At 61.2% G+C, this 19,955-nt stretch carries 15 protein-coding genes; 9 read left to right on the forward strand and 6 right to left on the reverse strand.

The window, feature by feature from the left end:
* Positions 1-51 precede the first annotated feature (51 nt).
* The gene (gene sbcB / locus F8N80_RS17725; protein WP_150784342.1) at positions 52-1,482 is read right to left on the reverse strand and encodes an exodeoxyribonuclease I; all 1,431 of its coding nucleotides are present in this window, start codon (positions 1,480-1,482) and stop codon (positions 52-54) included.
* 184 nt (positions 1,483-1,666) lie between these two features.
* On the opposite strand from sbcB, the gene F8N80_RS17730 reads away from it, so the two are divergent.
* The 6 genes from F8N80_RS17730 to F8N80_RS17755 are packed head-to-tail and all read left to right on the forward strand — an operon-like array spanning position 1,667 to position 8,359.
* On the forward strand, positions 1,667-2,392 hold the full coding sequence (locus tag F8N80_RS17730) for an RDD family protein (RefSeq protein ID WP_150745903.1): 726 nt from the start codon (positions 1,667-1,669) through the stop codon (positions 2,390-2,392).
* Entirely contained in the window at positions 2,389-3,366 is a 978-nt protein-coding gene (locus F8N80_RS17735; RefSeq protein ID WP_150784343.1) for a stage II sporulation protein M, read from the forward strand. Before F8N80_RS17730 ends, F8N80_RS17735 begins: the two co-directional genes overlap by 4 nt.
* Positions 3,353-4,873, forward strand: a complete 1,521-nt coding sequence (locus F8N80_RS17740) for a DUF4129 domain-containing protein (protein WP_150784344.1) — start codon at positions 3,353-3,355, stop codon at positions 4,871-4,873. The genes F8N80_RS17735 and F8N80_RS17740 overlap by 14 nt, the downstream gene beginning before the upstream one ends.
* Positions 4,870-6,033 (forward strand): DUF4350 domain-containing protein, encoded by a 1,164-nt coding sequence (locus F8N80_RS17745; RefSeq protein WP_150745900.1) that lies wholly within the window; start codon positions 4,870-4,872, stop codon positions 6,031-6,033. Before F8N80_RS17740 ends, F8N80_RS17745 begins: the two co-directional genes overlap by 4 nt.
* On the forward strand, positions 6,030-7,031 hold the full coding sequence (locus F8N80_RS17750) for an AAA family ATPase (protein WP_150784345.1): 1,002 nt from the start codon (positions 6,030-6,032) through the stop codon (positions 7,029-7,031). The genes F8N80_RS17745 and F8N80_RS17750 overlap by 4 nt, the downstream gene beginning before the upstream one ends.
* Positions 7,028-8,359, forward strand: coding sequence for a DUF58 domain-containing protein (locus F8N80_RS17755; protein WP_150784346.1), 1,332 nt, complete (start codon positions 7,028-7,030; stop codon positions 8,357-8,359). The genes F8N80_RS17750 and F8N80_RS17755 overlap by 4 nt, the downstream gene beginning before the upstream one ends.
* 182 nt (positions 8,360-8,541) lie before the next feature.
* Here the strand turns inward: F8N80_RS17755 and F8N80_RS17760 are convergent, their stop codons facing one another.
* Positions 8,542-8,901 (reverse strand): PilZ domain-containing protein, encoded by a 360-nt coding sequence (locus tag F8N80_RS17760; protein WP_150749180.1) that lies wholly within the window; start codon positions 8,899-8,901, stop codon positions 8,542-8,544.
* Positions 8,902-9,120: 219 nt separating this feature from the next.
* On the reverse strand, positions 9,121-9,495 hold the full coding sequence (locus F8N80_RS17765) for a tetratricopeptide repeat protein (RefSeq protein ID WP_150749179.1): 375 nt from the start codon (positions 9,493-9,495) through the stop codon (positions 9,121-9,123).
* Positions 9,496-9,671: 176 nt separating this feature from the next.
* Between F8N80_RS17765 and pyk the strand changes: the two genes are divergently transcribed.
* Complete coding sequence (pyk, locus tag F8N80_RS17770; RefSeq protein ID WP_150749178.1) at positions 9,672-11,123, forward strand: pyruvate kinase; 1,452 nt, start codon at positions 9,672-9,674, stop codon at positions 11,121-11,123.
* A gap of 206 nt (positions 11,124-11,329) precedes the next feature.
* Here the strand turns inward: pyk and F8N80_RS17775 are convergent, their stop codons facing one another.
* Genes F8N80_RS17775 through F8N80_RS31215 form a run of 3 tightly spaced genes read right to left on the reverse strand, consistent with a single transcriptional unit; the run spans position 11,330 to position 13,202 of the window.
* Positions 11,330-12,079 (reverse strand): enoyl-CoA hydratase-related protein, encoded by a 750-nt coding sequence (locus tag F8N80_RS17775; RefSeq protein ID WP_150784347.1) that lies wholly within the window; start codon positions 12,077-12,079, stop codon positions 11,330-11,332.
* 29 nt (positions 12,080-12,108) lie between these two features.
* Positions 12,109-13,044, reverse strand: coding sequence for an iron-sulfur-binding ferredoxin reductase (locus tag F8N80_RS17780; RefSeq protein WP_150784348.1), 936 nt, complete (start codon positions 13,042-13,044; stop codon positions 12,109-12,111).
* Complete coding sequence (locus tag F8N80_RS31215; protein WP_191632944.1) at positions 13,044-13,202, reverse strand: hypothetical protein; 159 nt, start codon at positions 13,200-13,202, stop codon at positions 13,044-13,046. The genes F8N80_RS17780 and F8N80_RS31215 overlap by 1 nt, the downstream gene beginning before the upstream one ends.
* A 319-nt stretch (positions 13,203-13,521) precedes the next feature.
* Between F8N80_RS31215 and F8N80_RS17785 the strand changes: the two genes are divergently transcribed.
* Both F8N80_RS17785 and F8N80_RS17790 read left to right on the forward strand, forming a co-directional pair.
* Positions 13,522-15,045 (forward strand): fumarate hydratase, encoded by a 1,524-nt coding sequence (locus F8N80_RS17785; protein WP_150748390.1) that lies wholly within the window; start codon positions 13,522-13,524, stop codon positions 15,043-15,045.
* Positions 15,046-15,239: 194 nt separating this feature from the next.
* Positions 15,240-19,877 carry a SpvB/TcaC N-terminal domain-containing protein gene (locus tag F8N80_RS17790; RefSeq protein WP_150784349.1) on the forward strand — a complete coding sequence of 1,546 codons (4,638 nt, stop codon included), beginning with the start codon at positions 15,240-15,242 and terminating at the stop codon, positions 19,875-19,877.
* Positions 19,878-19,955: the final 78 nt, after the last annotated feature.

A 19,955-nucleotide genomic window follows, 5' to 3' on the forward strand; every position in this document is an offset into this window, starting at 1 on the left:
GCTGCTGGCGTTTTTTTATGCCCGGCTATCACGCCAGCGATATTTTCGTTTTCAAAGACTCAAGCGTTTGCGTAATTCCTGAACATAATGGTGCCAATCATTCAACACCTCCCGCTGAAAGGTTGTAGCAGTAGCGCTCAATTGGGCTGCGGCTTCCACGAAAGTTTCCAGCGTATTGGGCGCCCCCCACTCGGGTGCCGACAGACGTTTCTGACAGAATAATCGCCAGCGCTGTTGCTCTTCGGAACTCAACGTATCGGGGAAGTTGCGTGCGCGATATCGAAACAATAATTCCGGCAAGCGTTCATCATCGAAAGGCCACTGCGCTTGTGCCAATTGTGCAGGATCCGCCGCTCTGACTTGCTCACATAGACGCCGATCGCGATCACCGATAAAGCCATCGTATAACTGTTGCTCGGGATCCTGGCTCGGGGTGAAATCCTCGTTGGCATAAATGGCCTGAACTTTATCTCGCCAAACTGTTTGTGCGTCACTTAATCGCAGCGCGCGCTCCTGATAGAGCGCCATGTCCAGTCCCAGCCGTTGCTGATCTTCGGGGCGAAGCACCGACAGCGGCGCCACCACCGGACATTTATTGATGTGGATGAGCTTGAGCGGCACCGGCAACTCGCCCTCGGCCAGGTCGTCGCGACGGGTATACAACCGCTGGCGCAAGGCTTCGGCACTGAGGTCAAGCAAACCCCGGGGATCGAGGTGCAAGTCACAGACAATCAAGGCGTTCTTGTTGCGCGGATGCCAGGCCAGGGGCAGCACCACCCCGACATAGTTGCGCGCCGCCGAAAATCGCCCGGAGATATGTACCATCGGCTGCAACAGTCGAATCTGATCCATTACCTTCTGTTTACCGCGCAATTGAAACAGCCAGTCATATAGCTTCGGCTGCTTTTCGCGGATCAGCCGCGCAAGGGCAATCGTGGCGCGAACGTCCGATAGCGCTTCATGGGCATGGCCGTGATCGATACCGTTGGCGGCACTCAGGCGCTCCAGCTTCAGCGTCACCCGCCCCTCGTCGTCCGTCGGCCAAACGAGGCCATCGGGGCGCAAGGCGTAGGCCGCACGCACCACATCGATCAGGTCCCAGCGACTGTTGCCGCCTTGCCACTCACGCGCGTAGGGGTCGAAGAAATTGCGGTACAAGCTGTAACGGGTCATCTCGTCGTCGAAACGCAACGTGTTGTAACCGGCCCCACAGGTGCCGGGCGCAGCCAGTTGGGCATGCACCCGGGTCATGAAATCGGCTTCGCTCAAGCCTTGCCCGGCCAATTGGGTCGGCGTGATGCCGGTGATCGCGCACGCCGCAGGGTGGGGCAGGATGTCATCACTGGGCTGACAGTAAAGATTGACCGGCTCGTCTATTTCATTGAGTTCAAAGTCAGTGCGAATCCCCGCCACTTGCAGCGGACGGTCGCAACGGGGATTGATGCCAGTGGTTTCATAGTCGTACCAGAAGATGGAGGTCACGGGCTATTCCTGAGCTGAAGATCGGTGAAGTCTAGGCGTTCACATCCCGCCCCGGCCAGTCATCTTGCCATTCAATCACCTCTGCCGCTTAGCCGTGCAATACATAGTTATGTCGTTTTCCCCCGGGAGGCTGCTAGCATCCCCGGACAGAGACTCCCGATCAGGTCACATCATCAGGTTGCCCATGCTCGAGACCACAGCACTGCCAAGGAAAGCGACGCTGTCCCCGCCACTGGATACGCGGTATCAGATCGAAACACCGGAAGGCATCGACTTGCCATTGCGCCCGGCCGGGTTGATGGTGCGTGCATTGGCGTTCGCCATCGACCTTGGCCTGCGTGGGTTGATCCTTGGCCTGCTGTTTATTGTCCTGGCATTTCTCGGCAAGCTCGGCGCCGGTCTTGGCTCGCTTCTGCTGTTCGTGGTGAGCTGGTGGTACATGGTGCTGTTCGAGGTACTCAATCAGGGCCGCTCGCCCGGCAAGCAGTGGATGGGCCTGCGGGTGGTCCATGACGATGGCACGCCAGTCGGCTGGTCTGCTTCGCTGCTGCGTAACCTGCTGCGATTTGTCGACATGTTGCCGTTTGGCTATTTCCTTGGGGCCATCAGCTGCCTGCAGCATCCCAACTTCAAGCGCCTCGGCGACCTGGCCGCCGGCACGCTGGTGATCTACCGCGAACAACCGCTCACCCGACCCCAGTTACCCGCCGCCGAGCCCCGGCGCCCGGCCTTTGCCCTGGCGCTGGCCGAGCAACGCGCCATCCTCGGGTTTGCCGAACGCCAGGCTGAACTCTCCGAGGCGCGGGTCACTGAACTGGCGGCCATTCTCGCGCAACCCTTGCAGCTTTCAGCGCCCCAGGCGGTGGCCGAACTCAACGCAATTGCCCGCGGCTTGTTGGGCCCAGCATGAAGCAAAGTCTTTTCGAGAATCGCCACCAGGCCGAATGGGAGCAGTTTTCCCTGCTGCTTGAAAGACTGGAACGAAACCAGCACGCCTCGCGTACCGCCCGTTTCCCAAGTGATTATCGTCGTCTCTGCCATCACCTGGCCTTGGCCCGGGAGCGCGGTTACAGCAGTTTCCTGATCGACTCATTGCAGCAACAAGTCCTGCGCGGGCATCAACAGCTTTATCGGCATCGCAGTCGACTGGGTGCCAAGGCGCTGGGTTTCATCCTGGCGGACTTCCCCCGACTGGTGCGTGAACAGTGGCACTTCGTGCTCGCCGCCGGCCTGATGTTTTTTGCCAGCCTGATCGGTATCGCCCTGCTGGTGTATCTGTTTCCGGACCTGGTCTACAACCTGATCCCCGCCGAGCAAGTCAGCGAGATGCAGAGCATGTATGACCCCAACGCCGGTCACCTGGGGCGCTCGGCGGAACGGGCGGCCAGTGAAGACTGGGTCATGTTCGGCTACTACATCATGCACAACATCGGCATTGCCTTCCAGACCTTCGCCAGCGGCCTGCTGTTTGGCTTGGGCAGCGCGTTTTTCCTGTTCTACAACGGCTTGATGATTGGCGCGGTGGCCGGACACCTGACACACATCGGCTATGGCCAGACCTTCTGGTCATTCGTGATCGGACACGGTGCCTTCGAACTCAGTGCCATTGTCCTGGCGGGTGCCGCCGGCCTGCAGCTGGGTTGGGCATTGATCGCACCGGGGCGCCTGCGCCGCGCCGAAGCCTTGCGATTGGCGGCGCGCAAAAGTGTGCTGCTGATTTGCGGGGTGATGGTGTTTCTACTGATTGCAGCGTTTATCGAAGCCTATTGGTCATCGATCACCGGGGTCACGCCTATGACCAAATACCTGGTCGGCGCGGCGCTCTGGTTATTGGTGGCGATGTATCTGCTGTTTGCCGGACGGACCCGCCATGCGCCTGAGTGACGCCAGTGTGGTGATTCGCCCGCGCCTCGGTTGGGAAGCCATGGACCTGGGCGTGCTGCTGAGTCAGCGCCACCGACGCCTGCTGATGACCAGTTGGGCCATCGTGACCTTGCCGGTCTTCGCCCTGCTCAGCCTGCTGCTATGGGATTCACCCTCCCTCGCCTTGTTTATTTTCTGGTGGCTGAAACCCGCGTTCGAACGCCTGCCGCTGTTCATTCTGTCCAAAGCCATGTTCGGTGAAACACCGACATTGAAACAGGCGTTGCGCCAATGGCCGCGCTTGCTCAAGCCGCAACTGCTGGCCAGCCTGACCTGGCGACGCCTGGGCCTGAGCCGCAGCTTCCTGATGCCGGTCATGCAACTCGAAGGCCTCAAGGGTGAAGCGCGGGAGCAGCGTTTACAAGTGCTGTTGCAGCGTAACGCCGGTGCCGCGAAGTGGCTGACGATCATCGGCGTGCATCTGGAAGGCGCCTTGTGGATCGGCCTGATGGCGCTGTTCTACCTGTTGTTGCCGCAACAGATAGAGCTCGACTGGAGCTGGCAGACATTGATCAGTACCGCCACCCAGGAGTGGCGCTGGCTGGAACACCTGACCAACTTTTTTTACGCCTTGGTGCTGGTGGTCTGGGGACCGGTCTACGTGGCTTGCGGTTTCAGCCTTTACCTGAACCGGCGCACAGTGCTGGAGGCCTGGGATATCGAACTGGCGTTCCGCCGCATGCGCCAACGCCTGGGCAGCGCCGCCGTCACCCTGCTACTGGCGGCGCTGCTGCTGGTGCCAACGGCGCGCACCACTTGGGCCGCCGAGCCGATCATTTCACCCGACAGCCCGCGTCTACTGGAGCAGCCGCTGACCAGCCACGCCTCCCGGGACAGCATCGAGGCGATCCTCGACCAGCCTCCGTTCAAGAACAAGGAAACAGTCACACGCTATCGTTTTGGCGAGGACACGCCGACCGCCGCCGCCCCGAACGATGACCGAATACCCGAATGGCTGACAGCGCTGCTCAATCTATCGACCACATTGATTGAGGTGGTGCTGTGGGGGACAGTGATCGGCACCCTCGGCTGCTTGATCTGGCGATACCGGGACTGGTTGCAGGCCTTCGTCAGCCGTCGCCCGGTTTTACCCGGTAAAATCGTGCGGCCGTTACCGCAGCAGGCGTTCGGCCTGGACCTCGACCGCGAAACCCTGCCCGCCGACATCGCCGCCCGCGCCGAACACCTTTGGCAGACCCACCCTCGCGAAGCCCTCGGCTTGCTCTATCGTGCCCTGCTCAGCCACTTGCTGCATGACTTCGACATGGCATTGAAGCCCGCCGACACCGAAGGCCAGGTGCTGGAGCGCATCGAACGACTGCAACACCCTGCGTTGCTGGCCTTCAGCAAGAACCTGACCGGGCACTGGCAGAACATGGCCTACGGGCATCGCCTGCCCCCCGCCTCAGTGCAACAACAACTCTGTGATGGCTGGCGCGCCTTGTTCGGCCCGGGAGCCGCCCGTTGAATCGACGGACCGGGATTGCAGTCGGCGTGTTCCTCGCTGTGCTACTGGCCGCGCTAAGTATTTACCTGTACCTGCAGGCCACGCCCTATCAGGAGGTGATCGACCACGGTCCCTCGCCCGAGGCCCTGGCCAATCCATATCTCGCCGCCGAGCATTTCCTGCGCCGACAGGGCCTGACCGTCAGCCATGCCAACAGCCTCGACATCCTGCCCGCTGTCGAACCGCGCCAGCACAGCCTGTTGTTGCTCGATGACCGGTCCAACATGACCCCACGCCAGATCGATCAAGTGATGAACTGGACCCGGGCCGGCGGGCGCCTGTTATTCGTGGCCCAGTCGCTGTGGGATGAACAACTCGGCCAGAGCAATGACCTGCTGCTGGACCGGGTCCAGCTGCATCAGTTGCTGAGCAAAAACCTCAAGGGCCCGCCACCCGACAGCAGGGCCGATCCCTACCCCAGGTTGACCAAGCTGTACCTCGAAGACGAAGACGCGCCGGCCTACGCCGGCTTCGACACCGCCTTCCATCTCGAAGACCCGAAAAACCTCGCCCAGGCCTGGGCCAACAGTGGCAAGGCCACCCATATGATGCAGCTCAATCACGGGCTCGGTTCGATCATCGTGGTCACCGACGCCGACCTGTGGAAAACCCCGGCCATCGACCAATACGACAACGCCTGGCTGCTCTGGTACCTGACCGCGGATACCCACGTGACCCTGCTGTTCAACACCGATCACGACAACCTGCTGACCTTGCTGCTGCGCTACTTCCCCCAGGCGCTGGTAGCGCTCATTGCCCTGCTCGGTGCCTGGTTCTGGCAGGTCGGCGTGCGTCATGGCCCGGTGCTGGAACCGGCGCCGCGTGCCCGTCGGCAACTCCAGGAACACCTGCGCGCCAGTGCCGATTTTCTGTTCCGGCGCAAGGGGCAGGACACCCTGCTGCACGCCTTGCAACAAGACATCCTGCGCCGCGTTCGACGCCGGCATCCCGGTTTCGAACAACTCGGCATCGCCGAACAATGGCTGGTGCTCGCACGCCTGACCGGCCAACCCACACGCGCAATCAGCCAAGCCATGAGCCCGCGACCGAAGCAACGGCTTTCCAGCGTTGAATTCAGCCGGCAGGTCGCCCACCTGCAGACCTTGAGGAATGCCTTATGAGTGAACAGATCGAGCCCGACGCCCCGAGTCACGCCGACCAGCAACGCCAGCGCGCCAGTCAATTGGCCCAGGCAGTGCGCAGCGAATTGCAGAAGGCCGTCATCGGCCAGGACGCGGTCATCGACGACGTGCTCACGGCCCTGATCGCTGGCGGTCACGTGCTGCTCGAAGGCGTGCCAGGGCTGGGCAAGACGTTGTTGGTACGGGCATTGGCGCGCTGCTTCGGCGGCGAGTTCGCGCGCATCCAGTTCACCCCGGACCTGATGCCCAGCGATGTCACCGGGCACGCGGTGTATGACTTGCAGACCGAGCAATTCAAGCTGCGCAAGGGGCCGTTGTTCACCAACCTGCTGCTCGCCGACGAAATCAACCGCGCCCCGGCAAAAACCCAGGCGGCGCTGCTCGAAGCCATGCAGGAACGGCAAGTGACCCTCGAAGGCCGCGCCCTGCCCATCGTGCAGCCGTTCATGGTGCTCGCCACGCAAAACCCCATCGAACAGGAAGGCACCTACCCGCTGCCGGAAGCCGAGCTGGATCGCTTCATGCTCAAGGTCCGCATGGACTACCCCGACGCCGACCAGGAGCTGGACATGGTCCGCCAGGTCAGTCGCTCGACCCGGGCCGACATGCTCGACGTGCAACCGCTGCGCACGGTGTTGCAAGCCCGGGACGTGCTGGCGTTGCAGCGCATTGCCAGCGACCTGCCGCTGGACGATCAGGTCCTCGACTACGCCGTACGCCTGGCCCGCACCACCCGCAGCTGGCCCGGGCTGACCCTCGGAGCCGGACCCCGGGCTTCCATCGCGCTGGTGCGTTGCGCCCGGGCGCGGGCGCTGTTGCGCGGGGGCGAGTTCGTGATTCCGGATGACATCAAGGGGTGTGCCCTGGCGGTGTTGCGTCATCGCGTACGCCTCGCGCCGGAGCTGGACATCGAAGGGCTTGAGGTCGATCACGTGCTGCGCCAACTGCTCGATCAAGTGCCGGCGCCGCGGTTGTGAAACCCTCGCGCCTGCTGTTGATCTGGCTCGCGACCCTGCTGGTCATCGGCATCGTCCTGGGTACATTGCGCGCGCTGCACATCGCAATTCCAGCCAGTCTGCCGCCGATCAACTGGGGATTGCTCCTGGCACTACTGGCCCTGGCGATACTCGATGGCATTCGCCTCAAACGCCTGCCCTCGCCCCGCATACAACGACAAATGCCCGGCAGCCTGGCGCTCGGCCGTTGGGGCGAAGTGCGACTGGAGGTCGAGCATGACTTTGTCCAGCCACTGAACATTCAGCTCTTCGATCACTTGCCGCACGGCCTGAGTTTCGAAAACCTGCCCCTGTCGGTCGAGCTTCAACCCGGCCTGCGCAGCCAGATCGACTACCGCCTGCGCCCGCTCAAGCGCGGCCACTTCAGCTTCGAACTGTGCGAAATCAGCCTGCCGAGCCCATTGGGCCTGTGGTCCGACAAACGCCTGCTGAGCGTGACCGACGCTACCCGCGTCTACCCCGACTTCGCCCGCCTCTACGGCGGCCAGCTGCTGGCGGTGGACAACTGGCTCAGCCAACTCGGCGTACGCCAGCGCCCGCGACGCGGCCTGGGCCTGGAATTTCATCAACTACGGGAATTTCGCGAAGGCGACAGCCTGCGCCAGATCGACTGGAAAGCCACCGCCCGCCAGCGCACACCGATTGCGCGGGAGTATCAGGACGAGCGTGACCAGCAGATCATTTTCATGCTCGACTGCGGCCGGCGCATGCGCAGTCAGGACGATGAACTATCGCACTTCGACCATGCACTCAATGCCTGCCTGCTGCTCAGCTACGTCGCCCTGCGCCAGGGTGATGCCGTGGGCCTTTGCACCTTTGCGCACGAGCATCCGCGCTACCTCGCCCCGGTCAAGGGTGCCGGCCAACTCAACCGCCTGCTCAACCAGGTCTACGACCTCGACAGCGGCCAACGCAGTGCCGACTACCAGGGCGCTACAACCGAGCTGTTGGCTCGGCAAAAACGCCGGGCGCTGGTGGTCGTGGTCACCAACCTGCGGGACGAAGACGACGAAGAACTGCTCACTGCCGTCAAACGCCTGGGCAAGTCACATCGGGTGTTGGTCGCCAGTCTGCGCGAAGACGTGCTCGACCGCTTGCGTCAGGCACCGGTGCAGACCTTTTCCGAAGCGCTGACCTATTGCGGTACCGTGGATTTCCTGAATGCACGGGCCGAACTTCATGAGCGATTGAACGCTCATGGCGTGCCGGTAGTGGATACGACCGCTGTCGAGTTAGGTGCCGCGTTGGTGACGCGCTACCTGGAATGGAAGAAGGCCGGGGTGTTTTAGTGGCTGTGATGCGGTGTGCGGATCGGGAGCGTCAGACGTCCAATCTTCGATGTCTGATCGGACGCTTTCGCGAGCAGGCTCGCACACAGTGGATTGGCGGTGAACTCATTCTTTGTGATCACCACCGATCTACTGTGGGAGCGAGCCTGCTCGCGAAGGCGGTCGCCTGGGCGCTACAGACTTCAGGCCGAAGCCGGCAACGGCTGAAAACTGAAGTACTGCTTCAGCGCGCCCACCAGTTGCCCATATTCCGGGGGGGCCCATTGCAGGCTGAACCCGGCATCGTAATGGTGGGGCGTTGCGTCTTCATGGCACCACAGGCAGCAGCCCTTGACGTCTATAACCTGGTGGCAGCCACCGGCCATGGGGATTTTCAGGCGCAAATCGAAATCGGCACCGATCATCATCGGCAACTGGCTGATGAGCATCAGCCCGTCTTCGGAGACGTTACCCAGAAAACCAATGGGTTTGTCGGTAATGCTGTTGAACACTCGAAGAAAATACGGCAGTTGATGCCGCTCGATACGGCGGACAGTGAACATGCTGAATTCGCTATGCAAGGCCCTTAAGCAGAGCCGCACTAATGCTTCGGAACGTGCCTTCCACTATAAAGGCGCGCTCTCCCTGATCCTGGTGCGACAGTCCTTGAACCGCTGCCACTTACTCCTGCCGATCACAGGTGTTTCCCCGGTTTTGAAACCGATCTATTCGACTATAGCTCACCACCGCCGCTGATCCAGTCTTCAAGAGGGCTACCGCCATCAGAACCGGGTCGGGCGCACCACGGCGGCAGAGCGAGTCGGGTAATGTCCCAGGCTCTGCAAGGTTTCCAGACGCGCACGGGCGCGGTAGGCGTATTCGCTTTGCGGATACGAAGCAATGATGAACTGGTAGGTCTGGGCCGCATCGATGAACAGCTTCTGCCGCTCCAGGCATTGCCCGCGCATCATCGACACTTGCGGCCACACATAAGGCCGCGCCCTGCTTGCGCGTTCGACTTTGGACAATTCGAGCATCACCTGCTCGCAATTGCCGCGATCATAGGCGCTGTAGGCGTTATTCAAATGATGGTTCATCGACCAACGGGTACAGCCCGTGACACTGAGGGCAAGGGCGGCCATGAGCACGAATCGCATGAGGGTTCTCCTGTCTTGAGCCCTGTATCGACCCGTTGTCGGAAATCTTCAGGAACGTTCGTTTTAAAGAAACAAGCGAATAACAAAGTTCTTCACAAAAAGTAGTGCACACGAACAATGACTACACCTGCAGAGCATAGTAGCCTCACTCAGCGCTTGAACTCAGGAGTCTTTGCATGACAGTCCGTCGTACCAAAATCGTCGCTACCCTTGGCCCGGCCAGTAACTCGCCGGAAGTTCTCGAACAGCTGATTCTGGCTGGCCTGGACGTCGCCCGTCTGAACTTCTCCCACGGCACCCCCGACGAGCACAAGGCTCGCGCGAAGCTGGTGCGTGACCTGGCCGCCAAGCACGGTCGCTTCGTCGCCCTGCTGGGTGACCTGCAAGGCCCGAAAATCCGTATCGCCAAATTCGCCAACAAGAAGATCGAGCTGAAGATCGGTGATCAATTCACCTTCTCCACCAGCCATCCTCTGACCGAAGGCACCCAGACCGTGGTCGGCATCGACTACCCGGACCTGGTCAAGGATTGCGGCGTGGGCGACGAGCTGCTGCTCGACGACGGCCGCGTGGTGATGCGCGTCGACACCGCCACGGCAACCGAATTGCACTGCACCGTGCTGATCGGAGGCCCGCTGTCGGACCACAAAGGCATCAACCGTCGCGGCGGTGGCCTGACTGCACCGGCGCTGACCGAAAAAGACAAGGCCGACATCAAGCTCGCCGCAGAAATGCAGGTCGACTACCTCGCCGTGTCCTTTCCCCGTGACGCCGCCGACATGGAATACGCCCGTCAACTGCGCGACGAAGCCGGCGGTACCGCCTGGCTGGTGGCGAAGATCGAACGCGCCGAAGCCGTGGCCGACGACGACACCCTCAATGAGTTGATCAAGGCCTCCGACGCCGTCATGGTTGCCCGTGGCGACCTCGGTGTGGAAATCGGCGACGCCGAGCTGGTGGGCATTCAGAAGAAGATCATTCTGCACGCACGCCGTCATAACAAGGCCGTGATCGTGGCGACCCAGATGATGGAGTCGATGATCCAGAACCCGATGCCGACCCGCGCCGAAGTGTCCGACGTGGCCAACGCCGTGCTCGACTACACCGACGCCGTGATGCTGTCAGCCGAAAGTGCGGCCGGCCTGTACCCGCTGGAAGCCGTGCAGGCCATGGCCCGCATCTGCATCGGCGCTGAAAAGCACCCGACCAGCAAGACCTCCAGCCACCGCATCGGCAAGGTCTTCGAAAGCTGCGACCAGAGCATCGCCCTGGCCGCCATGTACACCGCCAACCACTTCCCGGGCGTGAAGGCGATCATCGCCCTGACCGAAAGTGGCTACACGCCGTTGATCATGTCGCGCATCCGTTCCTCGATACCGATCTACGCGTTCTCTCCGCACCGCGAAACCCAGGCCCGCGCGGCCATGTTCCGTGGCGTCTACACCGTACCGTTCGACCCGGCATCGTTGCCGCCTGAGCAAGTCAGCCAGGCCGCGATCGACGAGTTGCTCAAGCGCGGTGTCGTGGAGAAAGGCGACTGGGTCATCCTGACCAAGGGCGACAGCTACCACACCATCGGTGGCACCAATGGCATGAAGATCCTGCATGTCGGCGATCCAATGGTCTGAGTGATCGGCTGCTGAAAAACAAAAGCCCTGCCATGTGAATGGCGGGGCTTTTTGGTTTTTGATCCGGAAGATGTGTTGGCTGGGCCGGCCCCTTCGCTGCGGTGCGGCGATCCGACAAGCCAGCTCCTACAGGGGATCTGCGTTGGACACGCGGTCAATGTGGAAGCGAGCCTGCTCGCGAAGAGGCCCGCTGAATCACCACACATTCAATGCCGGTTGATAAACCCCGACAACGCCGCAATCGCTTCCGGCGAGCGCAAGCGCTGGGCGAACAGCGCGCCCTCTTCTTCGATGGCTTTGCGCAGCTGCTCGAGATCCGGTGCTTTCATCAATTGCTTGCTGATCCGCACCGCCTCCGGGGGCAGGCTCTCAAACCGCAAAGCCATCTCCCGCGCCTTGGCCAACGCCGCTTCGCCACTGTCCAGGGCTTCGGTCGCAATGCCCCATGCGGCCGCTTGCTCACCACTGAAACCTTCGCCCAGCAGCAACAATTGCGCCGCTTTGGCCTGCCCCAGCAACCGCGGCAGGATCAGGCTGGAACCGAATTCCGGGCACAGACCGAGATTGACGAACGGCATGCGCAACCGCGCATCCGAGCTGATGTACACCAGATCGCAATGCAGCAGCATCGTCGTGCCAATGCCCACCGCAGCACCGGCCACCGCGGCGATCACCGGCTTGCGGCATTCGAGCAGGCTGAGCATGAAGTGGAACACCGGGCTGTCGAGGCTCGTCGGCGGTTGCTGCAGGAAGTCGGCGATGTCGTTGCCGGCGGTGAAGCACTCGGCGGAACCGGTGATCAGCACTGCGTTGATCTCCGGGTCGGTATCGGCCTGTTTCAGCGCTTCGGCCAGCTGGCTGTACATGGCGCGGGTCAGGGCGTTTTTCTTGTCGGGGCGGTTCAGACGCAGGGTCAGCAGGCCGCGTTCGCGCTCAAGTTGGATGGCGTTGGTCATGGAGGTCTCGCGTCTGAAAAAATCAGCGCTCAACCGCGAGGCAGAAAAACATCGGCCAGCAGTTGATTGCGCGGCAGTCCCGCCAGGTACAGGCGCCGGGCAAAGGCGTCGACACTGTCGGGGGCCCCGCAGAGTAAGGCCTGGGTTTGCCGGGAAACAAGCCGCAGTTGTGCCAAAGCCGCGGGCAACTCGGCCGGGGTCCACAGCTCGACACTGAGATTCACACGATTGATGGCCATGGCTTGCAGGGGTTTGGCCAGATAATGCTCATCGGTATCATGGGCCAGATGAATGACACGGATAGCGCCCTGGTGATCCTGACGCAGCGCTTCACGCAAGATGCCGAACAACGGGCCAAGCCCGGTACCGGCGGCCATCAGCCACAACGGCCGGGTGTTCCAGTCCGCATCGTAATGCAATGCCCCGCCGCGCAACTCGCCAAGACGGATCCCATCGCCGATCCTCAATTGACGGGCCGCATCGCTGAATTCCCCAGGCTGGCGACAGTCGAGGTGAAACTCCAGGAAGCGGTCTTCGTCCGGCAGGCTGGCGAGGGAGTACGGCCGCGCGATGTTGCCCGCCCACAACACCAGGTGCTGCCCGGCGCTGTAGCGCAAAGGACGTTCAGGTGTAAGGCGCAATCGCAACACACTGGCGCTCAGCCAATCGACGGCAGCCACCTGGGCCGGGCGGCCGTCCTGTTGCGGGTCGAAGGTGTGCACCTGCAAGTCTTCGACCACCTGACACTGGCACGCCAGGCGCCAGCCTTGCTGACGCTGGTCGGCGCTCAGGGCATCCGGACGACTGTCGCTCGGCAGCCCTTGCACACACTGCACCAGGCACGCATGACAACTGCCGGCGCGGCAACTGTAGGGCACTGACACACCGTTGCGATTCAAGGCATCGAGCAGATTGCTACCGGCTGCAACAGACCATTGGCGCGCGCCGACCCGTAACTCGGGCATCAACGTTCTCCCATGCCGCCGACGGCCACGCTGGTCGACGGCTCATCGAAATGGCCCGTGAAAAACGCCAGCCACAGCAGCAGCAAAGCCAGGGCGCAGGTGTCGGCTGCGAGGGCAAAGCGTTTTAGCAAGAGGCGCTGGATAGCGTTATGGGTCAATCGTTGACTCACCATGCGAGGGGGGTTGTCAGAGTGTCCTACTCTACAGACCGATTGCCACTTTAGTGGGGCGACCGATAAATGACCATTCAATTTTCGGGGTGAAGAACCGGCGCCGACGCCATGGCCCCTAATACCTATGCGACCAACGTTTGACCGACCAAGCGTGTGCAGGCCGGCGAGGCGCGGTATACTGCCGCGCCTTTTTAGCGTCGCGCCAGCTTGCCCGGCGTGCCTTGAAAGGTGCTTGCAACCGACCGATGCACCCAAGCTGCAAGCACCTTATTGAATGTTCCCGTCTTTTAGAGGAGCGCGACCCATGACCGTGATCAAGCAAGACGACCTGATTCAGAGCGTTGCCGACGCCCTGCAGTTCATTTCCTATTACCACCCCGTGGATTTCATCCAGGCGATGCACGAGGCCTACCTGCGCGAAGAATCGCCAGCGGCCCGCGACTCCATGGCGCAGATCCTGATCAACTCGCGCATGTGCGCCACCGGCCACCGCCCGATCTGCCAGGACACCGGCATCGTCACCGTATTCGTACGCGTGGGCATGGACGTGCGTTGGGATGGCGCCACCATGGGCCTGGACGACATGATCAACCAAGGCGTGCGCCAGGCCTACAACCTGCCGGAAAACGTCCTGCGTGCCTCGATCCTCGCCGACCCGGCGGGCGCTCGCAAGAACACCAAAGACAACACCCCGGCCGTGATCCACTACTCCATCGTTCCGGGTAATACCGTGGAAGTGGACGTGGCGGCCAAGGGAGGCGGTTCCGAGAACAAGTCGAAAATGGCCATGCTCAACCCGTCCGACTCGATCGTCGACTGGGTCCTGAAAACCGTGCCGACCATGGGCGCCGGCTGGTGCCCACCGGGCATGCTCGGCATCGGCATCGGCGGCACCGCCGAGAAAGCCGCGGTGATGGCCAAGGAAGTGTTGATGGAATCCATCGACATCCACGAGCTGAAAAAGCGCGGCCCGTCCAACCGTATCGAAGAGATGCGCCTGGAGCTGTTCGAGAAGGTCAACCAACTGGGCATCGGTGCCCAGGGCCTGGGTGGCCTGACCACCGTGCTCGACGTGAAGATCATGGATTACCCGACCCACGCGGCTTCGTTGCCGGTGTGCATGATCCCCAACTGCGCCGCCACCCGTCACGCGCACTTCGTGCTCGACGGTTCCGGCCCGGCCTCCCTGGAAGCGCCACCGCTGGACGCCTACCCGGAAATCGTCTGGGAAGCCGGCCCGTCGGCCCGTCGCGTCAACCTCGACACCCTGACCCCGGAAGACGTGCAGAGCTGGAAGCCGGGCGAAACCGTCCTGCTCAACGGCAAGATGCTCACCGGTCGCGACGCCGCGCACAAGCGCATGGTCGAGATGCTGAACAAGGGTGAAACCCTGCCGGTGGACCTCAAGGGTCGCTTCATCTACTACGTCGGTCCGGTCGACCCGGTACGCGAAGAAGTAGTGGGCCCTGCCGGTCCGACCACCGCGACGCGGATGGACAAGTTCACCCGCCAGATCCTCGAGCAAACCGGCCTGCTGGGCATGATCGGCAAATCCGAGCGCGGCCCGACCGCCATCGAAGCGATCAAGGACCACAAAGCCGTTTACCTGATGGCGGTTGGCGGCGCGGCTTACCTGGTGGCGCAAGCCATCAAGAAATCCCGCGTGGTGGCTTTCGCCGAACTGGGCATGGAAGCGATCTACGAGTTCGACGTCAAGGACATGCCGGTGACGGTTGCTGTGGATAGCAAGGGTGAGTCGGTGCACATCACGGGTCCTGCTATCTGGCAGCAGAAGATCAGTGAAAGTCTGGCGGTGGAAGTGCAATAAACTGCGCTGAAACGCCTGATTAAAAAAACCGGCCCGTCGGCAGCGACAGGCCGGTTTTTTTTGGTTCAAGAGAACCTGGTGTTCATTTCGTGCCGATTAAATCGCGGTGACCTGTCAGTTGTGACAGGTCACAAGCCTTGCATCCCCTGATAAGTTGAACGCACTCGTTGCTTTCCTTTCAAGTGGAAATAGAAATGGCCACGGAAGAACAAAAAGGCTCCATCAATATTTCAGCCCCCGCCCAACCCAAAATAGGCGGGGCCATTGCCAGTTTTGGCGGCTGGGGAGCAGTGGGCACCACCGGTTCAGCTTCTCTGGAATTGCCACTGCCTGTTTCCAACGCACCCAACCGTGGCCTGGCGCCCGCCCTTTCGCTCGGTTACGGCAGCCATGTAGGCAACAGTCAGTTTGGTATCGGATGGCATTTGACCGTCAACGCCATTACGGTGCGCACGAGCAAGGGTGTTCCACTTTATGACCAACGCAAGGATCTGATCGTAGGCCCCGACGGTGAAACCTGGATGCCGGAGCTCGATGCCAGCGGCGAGCTCGTCGAAACACCCCATACCATTGGCGCGACGACCTATCGAAGAGTCCGATACCAACCCCGGATCGAGGGCGGTTTCGCCAAAATCGAGAGGTGGCTCACTGACAACGACGCGGCAGGCTTCTGGCTGATTCATAGCGCCGACGGCAGCATTCATATGTATGGCAAGACGTTGGCGTCGCGCCGGGCCGAACCCCGGGATGACGGTAAACCTCAGGAACCCGAACGAGTGGGAGTGTGGCTGCTGGACGAGACCGTCACCACTCGCGGTGAGCACATCGTCTATGAGTACAAGGCGGAAACGGAAGCGCCCAGCGCACCGCAGTTTCGCGATTACCGCGCCCAGCGATATCTGCACCGGGTGCTTTATGGCAATGCAGTACCGGAACCGACGCTGTACTCCTTGAAAGCCGGTTGGGAGGATGTGCATTTCCACTTTCATCTGCTGTTCGACTATGGCGAACGCAGTCACGATCTTACGACAACACCGGCCTATGGCCCGCCCTACCTACAGGACGGCGACCCGTTCGGCGATTGGCTCGAACGCAGCGACCCCTTCTGGAATCACGACTACGGTTTTGAATTGGGCACTCGACGCCTGTGCCGTCAAGTGTTGATGTTTCACCATTTCACCGCCGAGCTGGGTGACTCGCCGATCCTGGTTCAGCGCCTGTTGCTGGAGCACCACAAGGGGGATCTGGACTACCACCATTTGACCGCCGCCCACCTTCAGGCTTTTGACGGCCAGGGAAAAGTGGAAAGCCGGCCACCCATGGAGTTCAGCTACGCGCCTTTTGAGCTCGACGGAAAACAGCCCGGCTGGAAAACCTTTCCTGAGATGCCGGGGCTCAACGACGGCCAGCGCTACCAGTTGGTGGACTTGTACGGCAAAGGTATGCCGGGCATCTTATGCCGCTATGACAAGGGATGGTACTACCGCGAACCGTTGCGCGCCGACAGCGGCGGCGATGACGTGCGCTATGGCGATCTGCAAGAACTGCCGAACATTGCGCTGGCCGACAGCAGCAAAACCATGCGCCAGACCCTCAGCGACCTGAACGGTGACGGCAAGCTGGAATGGGGGCTGCACGCCCCGACCATGAGTGGTTTTTTCACGATGCACCCCGACCGTCAGTGGTCGACGTTCGTCACCTACAAAGCCTTCCCGTTGGAATACTTCCATCCCCAGGCGCAAATGGCCGATCTGGTGGGCGACGGTCGGACCCATGTGGCCCTGATCGGCGGCAACAGCGTGCGTCTATACACCAACCTGGGTGATGACAAAGGTTTCAGTGCAGGTCGTGATGTTGAGCACGACGATGACGCCCTGCCATTGCCGAGCAGTTCGCAAACGGAAGTGGTGGGCTTCAGCGACGTGTTGGGCAGTGGTAAACAGCACCTGTTCCGTATTCGCCACAACAGCCTGGAGTGCTGGCCGAACCTGGGCCACGGTCGCTTTGGACAACGGATCGAACTCACTGCGCCCAACATCCCCTACGAGCATTTCAACGCGTCGCAGGTGTTGCTGGCGGATCTCGACGGCTCAGGCGCAGCTGACCTGATCTACCTGGAATCCGACCGCCTGCGCGTATTCATGAACCATTGCGGCAAGGGCTTCGCCAGCGACTCCATCGACCTGCCCTGGCCGGATGGCGTGCGTTACGACCGCTTGTGCCAGGTCACCACGGCTGACTTGCTGGGACTGGGCTGCACCAGCCTTGTCCTGACCGTACCGCACATGTCCCCGCGGCACTGGCGCTATGACTTCGTCCACGCCAAGCCCTACCTGGTGAATCGCAGCAACAACAACATGGGCGCCCTGAGCTTCATCGACTACCGCAGTTCGGCGCAGGAATTCCTCGATGAGGAATACGAGTACCACCAGATCGACCAAGATCAGGTCGTCGAATCCGGCGTGCCGTTCGCGATGCATCTGGTCAAACGTCAAACCCAGGTCGACGAAATCACCGGTAACCGGCTGACCCAAGTGATGAGCTACCGTCAGGGTTATTACGATCCTTTTGAACGCGAGTTCCGCGGCTTTGGCCTGTTGCTGCAAACCGACACCGAGGCCAGCGAGGCGGAACGCGCGAGCGTGGGGTTCACGGCGCCAATCCTGAGCAAGACCTGGTTTCATACAGGGCAATTCATTGATCAGACCAGGGTCGGCTACTACGCCGGGGACTCACAAGCCAAGCCGTTGGAAACCACCCGGTTGGAACGTTTCCACCTGCGAGACCGGGCAGCAGAGCCCGTCGAACCACCGGACGAGCCAACCGCCCGGGAGATCGCCCGCGCCCTTAGCGGCTCGACACTGCGCACTGAAGTGTTTGCTGCCGACACGCCAGAGGTGCCCTATGCGGTGGCAGAGCATCGCTTTCAGGTACGCATACTGCGCGCGAAAAGCGAGCACTACCCTTATGCGGTACTGCAACCCATGGCACTGGAATCGATCAGCTATCAGTACGAACCTGAAATGCCCGATGACCCACGGTGCGAACATTCGCTCAATCTGAGATGGGACGAGTATGGCAACCTGCTCCACGCCTGCGTTGTCTACTACGCCCGGCGCAAAACCGACGCTGCCCCGCCCTTTGAAGACGAATACGATAACCGCTGGTGGAAGGACGCCCACGACGATGCGCAACAGTGCTGGTATATGACTGAATCCAAAGCCGAATACATTCACCTCAATCGTGACGACTGGGAACCCCTGACGCCCTTCCGACTGGGACTGCCCTACCGGGAACGCAGCAATGCGCTGGTATTGGACAAGGCGCAGCTGACCATCGAAGACATCCACCATGATAACTTCGTCGAGTGGAGCGAGGACGATGGTGAATGGGCAAAACTATCAGTGCTCGCCGGAATGTCCATGCAGTTCTATATCGATCCAGCCACCGGCCTGACGATGGAAAAGAGCAAGGCGACGGTCCATGCGCTGCCGGGCTACGTGGAAATCGCCGAACTGGATGCCAAGGCCTTGAGTGCTTACGACAAGCTCAAGGATGACAATGGCGACATGCCTTTCAACCTCAAGGAAAAGCTTGAATCACCTGAGGTGGGGTACCACATCATGCCGTGGTTTTTGCCCGAGGTCGAACCCGCTGAACCTGCCGACCCGACCGACGCGAAGCACTACCTGTGGTCCGTGCATCGTGGTTTCCCCAGCTACCATGGCGCGGAGGGCTTCTACAACATCAAACAGTTCCAGCAGACGCAGAGCCACGGCATCACCAAAGTCACCTACGACCCCTACTGGTGCCTGCACACTGCCATCGAACTGCCAGACGGTTGCATCACCCAAACCCTGAACACCGATTACTGCACGTTCCTGCCCGCGGCCATCGAAGATCCTAATCGCAATATTCAGGAAGCGCGCTACAACGCCTTCGGCGAAGTGCTGGTCACCAGTTTTTATGGCACCGAGCTGGGTGTGGAGGTCGGCTTCGATCCGCTCACCGACTATGTGAGACCCGACGACCGCAGCCCGGCCACTGCCATCGACACGCCCAAAACAGCCATCGGTAATTACGCCATGGCCATGTTCAGTGATGCGTTCAGTTGGATGGGGCAGATACCGGCGAGCGAGTCGCCGAGCGACGATTGGCTGGAGTGGGCACGCGCAGAAGGCTTTGTCCTGCCCAGTCGGCACCTCTGCGACCGCGCCCGTCAGCATCTGTCGGGGCTCGAAAACCCCAGCGAAAACGAAAAGCTTCTGCAGCAATATGTCGACGACGCCCACCGGGAACCGGTCCACGTCGCGACCTTGCAGGCGGACCGCTATCCGGGCGATCCGGAGCTGCAGATCCGCATCGCGATCATCCATCAGGATGGCTTCGGCCGGGTGTTGCAGACCAAGCAGGAAGTCGAACCCGGCAAGGCCTGGGTGGTGGCGGACGACGGCACCTTGAAACTCAAGGAGGACAACACGCCCGAAGAAGCCGAAGCCGTGCGCCGCTGGCGCGTCAGCGAACCGGTCGAATACAACAACAAGGGCGAAAAAGTACGGATCTACCGGCCTTACTTCGCCGATAAGTTCCAACGCATCAAGGACGAGTCGCTACGCGCGTTCGCCTATCACGATCAACAGTTCTACGACGCCGCCGGCCGCCCGACCCACACCGTACTGGCGAAAAAAATGGCGCAAGGGCCCGATTCGGAGCTCCTGCCATTGCGCCGGGAGATGCGCTATCGCTGCTGGTACACCATCGCGTTCGATGAAAACGACTTGTTCGACCCGCCACCGCCTGCGAAAAAGCGCAATGGCTGGACCCTCCATTGAACACAGATCGAGCCAGGGAGGCCACTGGCGCAAGATAGCTCACATGCTATCTTGCGCCTCCTTCGATTGGCCTGACTA

Source organism: Pseudomonas fluorescens, from assembly GCF_902497995.1.
GTDB classification, from domain to species: Bacteria; Pseudomonadota; Gammaproteobacteria; order Pseudomonadales; family Pseudomonadaceae; genus Aquipseudomonas; species Aquipseudomonas fluorescens_BK.